The sequence below is a fragment of the Paenibacillus sp. FSL R5-0623 genome (assembly GCF_037974265.1).
In the GTDB taxonomy this organism is placed as follows: Bacteria; Bacillota; Bacilli; order Paenibacillales; family Paenibacillaceae; genus Paenibacillus.
This window is the reverse complement of the sequence record NZ_CP150233.1, coordinates 4,979,878-4,993,334: the sequence shown is the minus strand read 5'-3', so window position 1 is coordinate 4,993,334 and position 13,457 is coordinate 4,979,878. Positions and strand designations below refer to the sequence as shown.

9 protein-coding genes are annotated in these 13,457 nt (G+C 46.1%); 4 read left to right on the top strand and 5 right to left on the bottom strand.

The genetic code is table 11. The annotated features are described in order from the left end of the window. Positions 1–45: 45 nt before the first annotated feature. Positions 46–1,533 (bottom strand): DUF5123 domain-containing protein, encoded by a 1,488-nt coding sequence (locus tag MKY92_RS21920; protein ID WP_339297613.1) that lies wholly within the window; start codon positions 1,531–1,533, stop codon positions 46–48. Positions 1,534–1,635: 102 nt separating this feature from the next. Between MKY92_RS21920 and MKY92_RS21915 the strand changes: the two genes are divergently transcribed. Further along, entirely contained in the window at positions 1,636–2,292 is a 657-nt protein-coding gene (locus tag MKY92_RS21915; protein WP_036668639.1) for a DUF2625 domain-containing protein, read from the top strand. A 157-nt stretch (positions 2,293–2,449) separates the two neighbouring features. Here MKY92_RS21915 and MKY92_RS21910 read toward each other — a convergent pair whose 3' ends face one another. Beyond that, entirely contained in the window at positions 2,450–3,772 is a 1,323-nt protein-coding gene (locus tag MKY92_RS21910) for an MFS transporter (RefSeq protein ID WP_339297612.1), read from the bottom strand. Between the two features lie 302 nt (positions 3,773–4,074). Between MKY92_RS21910 and MKY92_RS21905 the strand changes: the two genes are divergently transcribed. Beyond that, positions 4,075–4,458 (top strand): VOC family protein, encoded by a 384-nt coding sequence (locus tag MKY92_RS21905; RefSeq protein ID WP_339297611.1) that lies wholly within the window; start codon positions 4,075–4,077, stop codon positions 4,456–4,458. Between the two features lie 67 nt (positions 4,459–4,525). Here the strand turns inward: MKY92_RS21905 and MKY92_RS21900 are convergent, their stop codons facing one another. After that, complete coding sequence (locus MKY92_RS21900) at positions 4,526–7,177, bottom strand: cation-translocating P-type ATPase (RefSeq protein ID WP_339297610.1); 2,652 nt, start codon at positions 7,175–7,177, stop codon at positions 4,526–4,528. Between the two features lie 310 nt (positions 7,178–7,487). Here MKY92_RS21900 and hcp point away from each other — a divergent pair, with 310 nt between their 5' ends. Further along, complete coding sequence (hcp, locus tag MKY92_RS21895; RefSeq protein ID WP_339297609.1) at positions 7,488–8,780, top strand: hydroxylamine reductase; 1,293 nt, start codon at positions 7,488–7,490, stop codon at positions 8,778–8,780. Positions 8,781–9,015: 235 nt separating this feature from the next. Continuing rightward, complete coding sequence (locus MKY92_RS21890) at positions 9,016–10,404, top strand: PTS transporter subunit EIIC (protein ID WP_339297608.1); 1,389 nt, start codon at positions 9,016–9,018, stop codon at positions 10,402–10,404. A 57-nt stretch (positions 10,405–10,461) separates the two neighbouring features. Here the strand turns inward: MKY92_RS21890 and MKY92_RS21885 are convergent, their stop codons facing one another. Together MKY92_RS21885 and MKY92_RS21880 are read right to left on the bottom strand one after the other, a co-directional pair. Continuing rightward, a complete protein-coding gene (locus MKY92_RS21885) occupies positions 10,462–11,178 on the bottom strand; it encodes a response regulator transcription factor (RefSeq protein WP_339297607.1) in 717 nt (238 codons plus the stop codon). 8 nt (positions 11,179–11,186) lie between these two features. Next, positions 11,187–13,367, bottom strand: a complete 2,181-nt coding sequence (locus tag MKY92_RS21880) for a sensor histidine kinase (RefSeq protein WP_339297606.1) — start codon at positions 13,365–13,367, stop codon at positions 11,187–11,189. Between the last annotated feature and the right edge of the window lie 90 nt (positions 13,368–13,457).

Here is a 13,457-nt window from a genome sequence, read left to right as displayed (position 1 = left end):
TGTGAAACAGATTGACTAAGTTGAGGTGGCAGACTTAGGGTTAATTTACCGTGGTGCAAGATAACCATACGCCTTCGCCGGAGAGTTCGCCTGAGGACGAAAATCTTTGTTGGGTTCATCCATAAAAGCCGGGTTCACATATATGGAGTGGGCATCATTGCCAGATCCCTTGATATAGGCGGCGATGCCGGAGTAGGCTTTATTTTTCCAAACCCACAGGGCGTCTTCCTTCTCACCTGGTGAGTAATAGACATTATGGTCAAACACATTGCCGGTATTGCTAGTATATTCGTTGTATATCAGTACTTCCGAGCTGCTCGATACGAGAATGTTACGCATGAATGTATTGTTCATTGTCCGTGATTGCATGAATAACTGTCCATTGCCTGCATTCAGCGTATCATTTCCCACAAGCGTATTGTACATAATCTTGCTATCCTCGGTAGCTCCTCGTTCCTCGTCATAACCTCCCATGGCAATGCCCGTCAATCTGTTGGAATAAATCAGGTTATCACGCACGGTAATGTTGCTGGTTGAACGTCCGGCATGCTCTGAGGCAATCTCAATTCCGATATCGCTCCGATATACCCGGTTCTGGTCGATGATATGATCTTTCCCGCCATCTACATAGATGCCGCCGGCCGAGTTGGTCTCATTGGGCAGGTCTGTACCGTAGGAGGGATTGTTATTGGACGTAATATCGTATACTTCGTTACCTCGTACAATGCCGTTCCGGGCCTGATCGTACGTGTCGTCCTCGGACGTACCCTCGTACCCGATCAGATCAATACCAATATTATCGGAATCATGGATGATATTGTCCTGGATGGCAAAGGTATCAACATTACCGTTGACTGCGAGTGACTCGCTTGAACCAAGTGTAAGATCATACAATTCATTATCCTTGATGATGATATCGCGTAAAGCTTGAGGGTGCTCTGTGCCATATATGGCAATACCGTGGGCATCCCTGCCCCGCAAATCGGGACCTTCAGGAGTTGCGTAACTAGCGATCGCGTGTATGGTGTTGCCTAACAGCTGAATATGCTCACCTGCTCCGTGGACATAAATCCCGGTTGGAACTTGGCCCCCAAGTGTGGTTGTGAAATTACGAATTTCGAGATTTTGAATCGTGATATAACTGGCATTTTCAATTTCAATTAACCCTTCAATGCCCCGGACAGATAAACCTTTACCATTAATGATAACCTGCTCCTGAGGATAACTTGAAAATAGGGTTGGATTAGCGGAAGAATTACCGCTCCGGGTGATTTTGACTTTCTGATGATAGACACCTTCACGCAAATAAATCGTGCTTCCTGGCGAAGCATGGTCGGCTGCGTGCTGCAACGTTTTCCAAGGAGATTGAATGGTGCCTTTATTGGAGTCGTTTCCTTGCGGTGATATGTAATGGATGACCTGGGGATCAGACTTTTGAACAGAAACGGGGTCCTTCATGGAAGATGTATGATTCTGACAACCGGATACGAGCAACATCAGAATCGGAATCATAAGTATAACTACGCGAATCAAATCGTTTCCCCCTTGAATTTAGCTTTGAAGATCGATTATAGCAGATTTGAACGGGTTAATAACCCATGATATGCTCTTATAAAATCAGCGAGGAGACTGCTCATGAATACATTAACGATAGCTGAATTAGTAGATCGGGAGAATCACGCATGGGAAGAACTCAAAGAACTCCTGGATAGTGGGCAAAATACATATGTGTATGTTCCAGCAAAACAAGAGGCTGGAGAGGATACCCTCTATCGTCTGCAAATAAGCACCAAATCCTATTTGGGGGCTGTTGCTTATGAGACAGAAGGTATTGTACTCGACCATGGCTGGATCACGCTGCTTGGTGCGGGTGGTGACAGTACATCGGGGAGTCTCACCAGTTGGAATGGTGTAAGTGAGCAACCTTGGGTAGATGTGCTGGAAGGTATGATGGTCGTTGCATATGATGCGGCAGGCGGTTTCTTCGGACTGGATACAGGCAAGTATGGCCGCACGGGACACATATATTATTTTGCACCGGATACACTCGAATGGGAATCGACAGAACTGGCATATTCAGGTTTCATCAACTGGCTGGCGAATGGCGATCTGGAGCAGTTCTATCGGACCTTTCGCTGGAAAGGCTGGCAAGAGGATATGTCTCAGCTCCAGACAGGACAAGTATTTGCGTATTACCCACCACTTTGGACGCAGGAAGGTGACGGCGAGAGCAGTAGTAAAGCCCCAATTAGCATAATGGAGGCCTGGAAGTTCGCACTGGACGGGAAATAGTTGGCATGCTGCTGTAGGACGAAATCAGGAAATTAACAGGTAAGTTCAAGTTCATTGAGTGATCTACTTTTAAAAAAAAAACGGCATTTCTGTTCCAAACTAAAAAAGGTTCGCGCTTGGCGCGGGCCTTTTTGTTCTGAACTTTAAACCTCAATTATCAATTGTCCAATGTAACCGATTTAATGCCTGAGCGTGAAGCTCTGCTATGCCAGACGGTCAATCCGAGTGAAACAACGCAGATGAGCAACAGACAAGCATACACCACATGATAAGCTTCCTCGACTGAGACTCCCGGAATGCTGTGTAGCATTAGTCCACACACGGCTACAGACACCGAACCACCGAAGAATTGAATCAGTTGTAACATGCCCATACCGGAACCGATTTGCGCTTTGGGCAGCACACGTGACGCTTCATTATTCAGTGAAGCCATGGAGGCTGACAGTGCCGGTGAGAAAAAGAGATAACCACTGGTAATGATCAGGGCGGATTGGTCCAGTCCGAGCATGAATAGAGCAAGCACTGCTGCGAGCAGAATGTGTCCGATGATCATAAATCGCATATTGCCATAACGGTCGATCCAGCGTCCAACGAAACGGGTGCAGAATGCTGCAACAATAGCTCCAGGAGCAATCAGCAAACCAATGGCGAGTGAAGAGCGACCATATAGATCAGCAAGCACAAGCGGCATCAAAAACAGATTGCCCAGATTCACCACCAGCACGCAGAATCCGATAAGGATTAACCGGGTGTATCCTGGCGTTTGGAACACTTGTGGATTCACAAACGGAAGACTCGCTTTCCGAATATACAAGAGGTGTGCAATAAGAGAGATAACGCCGATGGCAAACCAGAACCAGGATTGCTGGGTGATTGCGACGAGAAGTGTAGTGGCGTTAATGACGGTTAGTATGGCACCAATAACATCGAACGGCTGATCTGTTTTGATGGATTCACGGGGGAGAAAATAGAGCAATACAGGCAGGGCGAGCAGGACAAGCACGGTTATGGCAAAAAGTCCGTTCCAGCCCCAGTACTCACTAATGAGTCCGCCGACAATGGGGCCAAGTCCAAAAGCCATGGCGCTACCTGATGAGATGAGTGCGATGGCAGCTCCGCGCCGTTCCACTGGTATGTAACGACTTGCAATGACGAGACCCAGCCCGGCCATAACTCCTGCACCTGCAGATTGCAGAATGCGTGTCAGCAACAAGATCGCGAAGTTATGCGCGAACAATCCGAGCAATGAAGATAACCCCAGAATCAGAAGCCCGACTGTTAACAGTTTGCGTACCGGAATACGGTCTGACAATCGACTGTAAATCACCGTCGACAAGGCGTAACCAATCGAATAACTTGAGATAACCCAAGACCCCAGATCTGATGTAATCTGAAGATCATGAATAATGACTGGCAAAGAAACATTGAACATGGTGGTATTCATCACAACGATGAACAGACAGCATGTCCAGAGTGGCATGACAATTTTATCTTTCACGGTACCATTCCTGTCTTGGGTATGAATATGAATTCGGATAGAATCTTTAATAGATATTTGATGAAAAGCAATATATCATTTTACACCTAAATTTATAATATGGCAATAATGTCATACTAATTCATTCGGATGTGATGAGCATAGAAAGATATTAATAATAAACAATAGACGGATTTCCTGAATTTAACTAAAATGATCATTGAACATACATAAGCAGATGGATCAGCGGTTAGGTAACTAGATATGTAAGTAATTAGCATGTTGAAAATGAAGGAGATTATACCATGACTCATGTATTATTAATGTCCCATAGCGTATTTCCGACGCTTGATATGAAGCGAACCGCGCAGTTTTATGAAGAAAAGATGGGCTTTCGGGTGGTCGAATATCTGGATGCCGCGGAACCTCATATCTGCCTGTATCGTGATCTTACCGAGATTATTTTAACCCAAAGCAATGGACAGAAAGTTATACCCAACAGAGAATTATATGGCTATGGATATGATGCATATTTTATTACCCAAAACCAGGAAGAGCTTCAACAGGAATTGATCAATGCAGATGTGAAAATCGTACGTGTCCTGAATCATACAGACTATAATAACAAGGAGTTTGTGATCGAGGATATCGATGGAAGATGGATCGCTTTTGGCATAAAACAGGGGTGATTAGATACAGAAACAGGCGCTCCGATAACGGGCGCCTGTTTGTGCATACGTACGATATCTGCAGTTCTTATGCCGCAGTAACTTGTTTGCCGCGATTGCGAATCCACTTGATGACATCCATCAGTATGACGGCAGCAAGAGCAAGTCCGCCTGCAATCAGGAACTCATTCCAGCCGAATGTATCAGGGATGGCGAAGACGCCGCGAACACCTGGAATCAGTGTGATTGCATAGAGACAGAGACATACCAGAATGGAGCCAAGCACGAATTTATTGGTCATGAAGCCCACCTGGAAGATGGTCTGTGTGTTGGAACGTGCTGCAAATGTTTGCAGACTGCGTGCCAGAATCAAGGTGGTGAAGGCCATAGCTACGCTGATTTCCTCCGAGATGCCCAGCCCGATATATTGGGAGACGATTACAGCCGCACCGATCAGGACACCACGCGTAATGACCGCTTGCAGGGTTCCGCCTGCGAAGATGCCTTCGTTAATATCACGTGGTTTACGCCGCATGACATCTGGCTCGGGTTTCTCTGTCCCCAAAGCAATGGCTGGCAGGGAGTCGTTCACTAGATTAATGAACAGTAGCTGAAGGGCAGTAAATGGATTAACCCAGCCGACGATCAAGGCAAACAAAATGGCGATAATGGCACCGAGGTTACCGGCAAACAGGTATGCGATGGCTTTTTTGATATTATCAAATACCATTCGTCCAACACTGACCGCATTCACGATGGAGACAAAGTTATCATCCGTCAGAATCATGGCAGCCGCATCCTTGGCGACATCTGTTCCACTACCCATCGCTACACCGATATCGGCCTGTTTCAGCGCAGGTGCGTCATTAACTCCATCTCCGGTCATGGCTGCCACTTTGCCTTTACGCTGCCAAGCACGAACAATCCGGATTTTGTTTTCAGGAGATACCCTTGCGTAAACCGAGATGTGTTCAAGTTGTTGATCCAGCTCTTCATCAGACATTTTGTCCAGTTCAGCACCGGTAATGGCGAGGTCATCCGGTTCGGCAAGGCCGATATCCACACCGATCGCCTGAGCCGTCGTTTTGTGATCTCCGGTGATCATGATGGTGCGAATGCCCGCTTTTTTGGACTCTTCAATAGAGCCATATACCGCTTCACGCGGTGGGTCAATCATCGCTGTCAGGCCAACAAGTGTCAGATCATGCTCGTCATCAATGGTGACCTGGTTTTTATCATCGAATTTTTTGTACGCGTAGGCCAGCACACGGAAGGCACGTTTGGAGAAGGCCTCATTTTTTTCTTCAAACTGTGTGCGAATCTCGGGTGTGAGGGGCTGAACCTCACCGTTGATAAACACATGACTACAGCGACTGAACAGCACATCCGGTCCACCTTTGGTCAGCAAAGCCGTCTGTCCCTCAAAGGTATGCACCGTACTCATGAGCTTTCGATCCGAGTCAAAAGGAAGCTCAGCTTCACGCGGGAACTGGTCACGGATTTCATTGTAATCCTTGTTCACCCGGTTGCTGAAGGCAATGAGGGCCACTTCGGTGGGATCGCCCAATTCCTTGCCTTCCTGGTTAATATTCGAATCATTGCAGAGCACTGCAATATGTAACAGACGTCGTTCCTCTTCCGACCACTGATCGGGATCATCGGGGAATTCGTCCTTGGTGCCATGGGGAATGTAATAATCAACGACAGTCATCTTATTCTGAGTTAGTGTTCCTGTTTTATCCGTACAGATGATACTGGCAGAGCCGAGCGCCTCAACGGCAGGCAGTCTGCGAATGATCGCATGTTGTTTGGCCATCTTATTTGTTCCGAGTGACAATACGATGGTCACAATGGAGGATAACGCCTCAGGAATGGCAGCAACTGCAACAGCTACAGCAAACATCAATGCATTTACGATGGAAGGTCCGATATTCTCCGTACCTTCGGTCAACCATACACGACCGGCTTCAATGCCAAAGATGAGAATCGACAAGCCCAGGATGAAAAAGCCCAGTTTTTTGCTGAATGATTCCAACTTGCGCTGTAATGGCGTGTTCTTGGCTTCGGCATTTTCAATCAATTCAGCAATCTTGCCGATTTCGGTTTTGAGAGCCGTACCTGTAATGACAAGCATACCCCGTCCATATACGACCAGTGAGCCACTGAAGGCCATATTGCGACGATCTCCGATTGGAGCTTCATCCGGGATGGTATCGGCGTGTTTCTCCGCAGCTTCGGATTCTCCGGTCAACATGCCTTCGTTGATCTTCAGACTTCCTGATTCCAGGATACGCCCGTCTGCCGGGACATAATCACCTGCATCCAGCATAACAATATCACCGGGAACAAGTTCCCTCGCTGGAATGGTCTTTTTCTGCCCGTCACGAATGACTTTGGCTTCGGGTGCAGACATTTGTTTCAGCGCGTCAAGCGAACTCTCGGCTTTTTTGGTCTGCACTACACTGATCACCGCGTTGAGCAAAATAACCAGGAAAATGATCAACGATTCAATCAGGTGTCCAAGAACAACCTGTACCGCGGCTGCAATCAGCAGCACGATGACCATTGGATCTTTGAAATTTTCGAGGAACAGTTTCCAGACTGGTGTTGCATCTTTACCTTTTAACTCGTTATATCCTTCCGTTTCAATTCTCTTGGCAGCTTCGGAGGTCGTAAGTCCCTTGGAGGAACTCTGTACATCCTGAAGGGTTTCCTCCGCACTGTGTCTGTAATGTTGCAATTGACCAGCTCCTTGAATATTAGATTTCTCTGTGTATTACCCTTACGGGCAAAATCTAGAATCGTTTCATTTTCGTATTTTTTTAAGATTATGGATATATACGTTTTTTAGCTGTACACAGTATTTTTCATAATGATCCGAGATATGCCTTTTTTTGAATGTTATTATTTCCAGTTTGGATGAAAGTCAAGAGAACCATATATAGATGTTGGATCAGAAACTGTGTGCACCATCACACTAGCTCATATCAGGGTCTGTTACGCTATTCCATAACGAACTGCGTTTAATCTAAGTTTGGAGGGGAAACCATATGTTTTGTTATCAGTGCGAACAGACGCCGAGTGGCGGGTGTACCGTGGTAGGGGTATGCGGCAAAAACGAAACAATCGCAAGTTTGCAGGACACGATGATTTTTGCGTTAAAAGGCATCGCTGCGTATGCGACACATGCACGCCAGTTGGGATATTCTGATCCTGAGGTGGATCGGATTACACATGAGGCATTATATATGACATTAACGAACTCGAATTTTAATGTACAGGAACATCTGGAGATGGCGATGAAAGTCGGCAATGCAGCAATCCGCATTATGGACGTGCTGGATCGTGCGCACACGGACCGCTTTGGTGTACCGCAACCGATTACGGTTAGTCAGAATCAGATCGAAGGACAGTGCATCGTGGTAACTGGGCATAATCTGTATGCATTGGAGGAGTTGCTGCGTCAAACTGAAGGGAAAGGAATCAACATCTATACCCACTCGGAAATGTTGCCTGCGCACGGTTATCCGGCGCTGAAGAAATACGCCCATCTCAAGGGCAATATCGGCAAAGCCTGGTACGATCAAAGAAGACTTTTCGAACAATTCCCGGGTGCTATTCTTGCAACAACCAACTGTGTCATGCCGATCAAAGGCACATATGCAGACCGCTTTTTCTCCTACGAAGTGGCGGGTCTGGAGGGTGTTGCCAAAATTATGAATGACGACTTCTCACCTCTAATTGAACGCGCATTGTCACTGCCTGCGGCTGATGTACAATCGGAGCAAGTCTTAACGACAGGATACCATCATGAGACGGTCATTGGGCTTGCGCCCGAGATTATTCAGGCGGTAAAAGACGGCCATATCCGTCGATTCTTCGTTATTGCAGGTTGTGATGCGCCAGGCAAAGGTGGCAACTACTATCGTGAACTCGCGACATCTTTGCCTAATGATACTGTAATTCTGACGACATCCTGTGGTAAGTTCCGCTTCAATGATGTGGATTATGGTACGGTTGGAGACACGGGTATACCGCGTTATATCGATCTGGGTCAATGCAACAATTCCGGTTCAACGGTGAAAATTGCAATGGCTTTGGCGGATGCTTTTGGGTGTACCGTGAACGAGTTACCTGTCAGTATTGTGCTGTCCTGGTTTGAGCAAAAAGCAGTTGCGATCCTGCTTGGCCTGTTCAGCCTTGGCATTCAGGACATTCGGATTGGACCAAAACCGCCTGAGTTCATATCGGAAGGTGTCTTGGATGTACTCGTGGATATGTTTGGTCTGAAGTTAATTACAACAGCAGAAGAAGATATGAACGCGATGTTGGCACTGTCATAGGATGGATGAAATTTATAGAAGATATAATAGGAGCCTGCGCTTTTGCAGGCTTTTTTGCTACGTAACGATGTCATAGGTCAATATACCTTGTGTAAATAAACATGCAATGTAAGGGAAATTAGTTTTTTTATCCTATTGAAGTTTTTTCGTGGAAATGTGTATATAGATAGAAGCACATTAGATCATAACACATCACAAAACACGGGTTTACCGTAACACGAGGAGATTGTACATAATGCATAACACACAGATTGAAGATTGGTTGAAACTCGCAGGTGGCAAGGAGAACATCAGGTTCGTAGAACATGATAAGGGCACAACGACGCTGGTACTGAAGGACAGTACACAATTGAACATGTCGGTTCTTGCCTCCACAGACTATGTGGCAGATATTCGGGTAACTGGTAATCATTGCCATCTGGCAATAAAGGATGAATCTTCCCTGATCTGCAACACGTTACTGAGTATGGGCGTGGGGGAAACGGAAGGGAGAGCACTGCAGGAAGCAGGACACGCAAAGAAGAACCGATTTTCGATCTTACACTTTGTTTCCGATGTGTTCAGGCCCTTGATGCCTGCGATTCTCGGAGCGGCTGTGATTAAGATCCTGCTCATTATTATTACGTTAATCAATACATACAGTTCTGCGGATTCTTCCACGCTGATGGATAGTCAGACCTTTACGATATTTAAATCCATAGGAGACAGTGCATTTTACCTTCTGCCGATTCTGGTAGCAGTTAGTACGGCGTATCGGTTAAAGAGTAATATATATGTTGCTGCAAGCATCGGCGGATTGATGTTTCACCCGCAGTTAAGCTACTTACTGGCAAGTGAAGGTCAAGTTCACTTTATGGGAGTACCCATGGTATCACAGCCGGCTTTTCTTTCGGCTTCTCTCTGGATGTTTTTGACGATCTTAGCAGCGTCCTATATGGAAAAGGCAGTTGGACGCATTAGTCCCGGAGTGCTTCAGGGAATTCTTACTCCAGTGTTAACGTTGGGAGTTCTGGTGCCACTGATCCTGATGGTGCTTGGTCCACTGGGGACATGGATTCAAGATCAGATGCCGGGTGCTATGAACTCACTGCTTGATGATGCGCCCATTGTGGCCATTGTCCTGCTCGGTGCAACTTTTTCGCTGCTCTTGCTTGCTGGATTACATTACTGGCTCGTTCCCATCATAATTAATGAATTGATGATTAATGGATACTCCATTATCTTCCCAGCGATGATTGTTGCCTATGTTGCACAAGCGGGTGCAGCATTTGCTTCCGGGCTTCGCAGCAAACAACCTGAGTTCAGAAGACTGGCTTTCTGGGCAACGGGAACAGCTCTTTTGGGGGTGCCGGAGCCTGCCATGTATGCCGTGAATATCAGAAAAAAAGCTTCTTTTTATGCAGCACTGCTTGGGGGTGCCGCAGGTGGACTGTATTATGGTCTTGTATCTGTAAAATCATTCGTATTTAGTGAATCTGTCAGTTTGCTAGGAATTCCGTTTTTCATGGAAACCGATTCATTGAATGTGCTGCATACCTGTATAGGTATGGTTATTGCCTTCTGTGTGTCCGGATTACTTGTGAATTGGCAGGCAGGGAGAGGAAGTAAAAACAGGATAGGCTAAAAATCAAGAGCCCACACCCGAAGGTGCAGGCTCTTTTTATTATGAGTGACGAATTTATTAATTCAGCCGTGTCTGAAATTTATAGCCCATCCCCCGTACAGTTGTTATGTAACGATGGGAGCTGGAAGGATTCTCGATTTTGCGTCTGAGGTTATGAATATGGACCATAACGGTTCGAACGTCACTCCAGTTATCCAGCCCCCATATGCGTTCAAACAAGTATTCTGTGCTGTACACATGCCCCGGACGACTTGCAATGAGGAAAAGAAGCTGAAGTTCTTTGGCAGGCAGGCTGATGAGCTTGCTGTCTACCCTGACTTCAAAATGACCAAAGTGCAAATCTAGCCAGCCGTCACGATATACAGTGTCTTTGGCAATTGCCGAGGTGCTGGTCTTCGTGATCGAACGCCTAAGTTGCGCTTTTACTCTGGCGACCATAATATCCGGATCGAATGGCTTGGTGATATAATCATCCCCAAGTTCCAGCCCCTGAATGATATCTTCCGTTTCCTGCCGGCTGCTAAGAAAGATGATGGGTAGTTCTGTGCTTCGTTTGACGCTTTGAACCCACGTTGTTCCGTTTCCATCTGGCAGCATGATATCGCATAGAATCAGATCCGGAACTCGTTCTTCAAGCAGAACAGTCGCATGCTGGAGAGTTTGGGCGGTATAAGACTCATAACCCTGGTTTTGCAAATAGATCATGACCAGCTCCGCGATATCTGTGTCATCTTCCACAATAAGTATACGCTGATTCTTCTTTATGTAAGCCATGTTCAAAGTCACCCCCCTTTCCATGCGGGCAGTTGAATAGAAAATTCACTGCCGGAGCCCTGCTCACTGGTTACACCAATATGTCCGTTATGATAGTACATAATCTCTTTGCAAATGGCGAGCCCCAATCCAGAACCTTTATGATCTCGATCCGGTTGTTGTTGTTGTTGTTGTTGTTGAGCCTGTCCAAATCGTTCAAAGATCTGTTCATGCCATTCGGGTGGAATGCCAATACCCGTATCCTTAACGTACATCCATGCTGTGAACCCGGTTTCGGTTTGAGGTGTTTCTTCAAGAGATAGACGCAATTGTATTGTTCCTGAAGGCGGGGTAAACCTCAGCGCATTAGAGATGAGATTAGACAGGACTTGTTCAATCCGTATTGGATCCAACTGTGCCCTCCACAACTGCGATTCGGGTTCTTCAGGAAGTTCGAGGCGGTAATGAATCCCCTGTTCCTCCACTTCCCATTCGTATTTCTGAAACAGCTCCTGCACGAATGACAGCAGATGTACGTCCTGCATATGAAACTGGATCTGGTTGGTCTCCAACTTCGTTAGTTCAATCAGATCGTGAATCATGCGTTCCAAAAGCAGAGAGCGTGTATAGATTCGGTTAATATACTTTGGTGCCTCTGTAGTGATAATACCATCCCTCAGTGCTTTGGCGAACCCTTTGATGGATGTGATGGGTGTGCTCAATTCATGAGATATATTGGACAGCAGTCGAACACGAAATAATTCGAACTCAGCCATTTTTTGATTGGCTTGCTGAAGCTCTCCATTACTTTGTTGCAATGAACGTGTTCGTTCCTCTACGGTTCGTTCCAGCTGCTGGTTCGTTTGTTGAAGCTTGGATGACAGAAGTTCTTTTTGCTGTAATGCGCTGGAGAAGCGAGAACTCAGATTATACGCTTGTGTTAATAAAAAGATGAGCAATCCAACAGAGAGCATATCCTCTGTGGGCAAGTGAACCGTATAAAATAACATATCATTTAAGGCAAAAGCCATGAAAAATAAAAAACCAATCATGCTTATTACGGAACCTTTTTTTCGTCTAAAGACTGACTTGACATACATACATAGCGTATAAACCAACGACGGAAACAGCACCCCCCAGGCAAAAGGTGTTAAATAGTACGTATACACGCGGGCAGGTGTCAGGAGAAACAACAAAATGAAGCAAGGCAGGATGAATCCTGCTATTTTGGATATCCAAGGTATGGATTCCTTAGGGTGTTCTCTATTAATGAACAGAATTAATAGTAAAGCGGTCGTGGCAACAGATATGTATTCGGCTTTTACTGCCCATTCCCATGGCATGTCAGGAATCAGGTAGAGGGCAGTCGATTCGCCAAGAACCACCGTGCGTACTCCAACAGACAGGCAGAGCATACTGTATAACAGGGCCGATATCTCTTTTTTTCGGTTGAGATACACAAGACCATAATATAATGCCATAACTAGAAAAATTCCAACGATACATGACTGTGCTGATACACGTAATAGACGGATCCAGGAGATACTTTCCGCTGTTCCAAGCTCCATGCTCTGCCAGATACCCGCATTCCTTTGAGAGAAGTTGGAGACTTGAATGATGATTTCATTCCATTTTGATTCAGTTTCAAAATAGATAACGTTGGGAAAGCTCTTTGCTTTCTCATTGGAAAGGCTGGTCCCGACGATACCATGACCGCCCTTAAATTGCCCGTTAATCCAGATTCGGTAGGCCGAGGCGATACTTTTGGGATAGATGGCAAGTGTAGATCCTTTTATCGTCTCATCAGGAAGTAAAAGGCGGAGTCTATAGGTCGCATAACCCCTGTTGGGGAGGACTTGATCATTTGCCATGCGATACGTTGTCCAAGCTTCCGGCACTTGTTCGAAGGTCGGTGAAGGCTCAGGTGTGGAAGAAGAGTGAAAATCAATGGGTTCCAGCAGTTGCTGCCAGTAAAATTCCCATTCTCCATCCAGAGGCATGACAGAAGTGGTCGAACCAGACCAACGGGACAGATCAAGAACTCCATTCCTGGAAGTATGGAGGGGAGTGGACTCAGCTGCAGCTGAGGTATTGGTAGAATTGGTCGCAAGGGTGACGAGGAGCACTATAGTGATTACAAGAACGAACAGGATGGTGAATAGCAATGGTTGCTTTCCAATGTGGCCACGAACGGAATTCATAAGCTTCATCTAGGGTGACCTCCGGCTAGGGCTAGGATAGGTTAACTATATTATAGAGTGATCCTCCGTTTGCAGAAAGAAGAAATTTGACGAATTATC

Coding starts and splice junctions, on each gene's coding strand:
- MKY92_RS21915 (WP_036668639.1), top strand. CDS start 1,636: ATGAATACATTAACGATAGCTGAATTAGTAGATCGGGAGAATCACGCA.
- MKY92_RS21910 (WP_339297612.1), bottom strand. CDS start 3,772: ATGCCACTCTGGACATGCTGTCTGTTCATCGTTGTGATGAATACCACC.
- MKY92_RS21905 (WP_339297611.1), top strand. CDS start 4,075: ATGACTCATGTATTATTAATGTCCCATAGCGTATTTCCGACGCTTGAT.
- hcp (WP_339297609.1), top strand. CDS start 7,488: ATGTTTTGTTATCAGTGCGAACAGACGCCGAGTGGCGGGTGTACCGTG.
- MKY92_RS21890 (WP_339297608.1), top strand. CDS start 9,016: ATGCATAACACACAGATTGAAGATTGGTTGAAACTCGCAGGTGGCAAG.
- MKY92_RS21885 (WP_339297607.1), bottom strand. CDS start 11,178: ATGGCTTACATAAAGAAGAATCAGCGTATACTTATTGTGGAAGATGAC.
- MKY92_RS21880 (WP_339297606.1), bottom strand. CDS start 13,367: ATGAAGCTTATGAATTCCGTTCGTGGCCACATTGGAAAGCAACCATTG.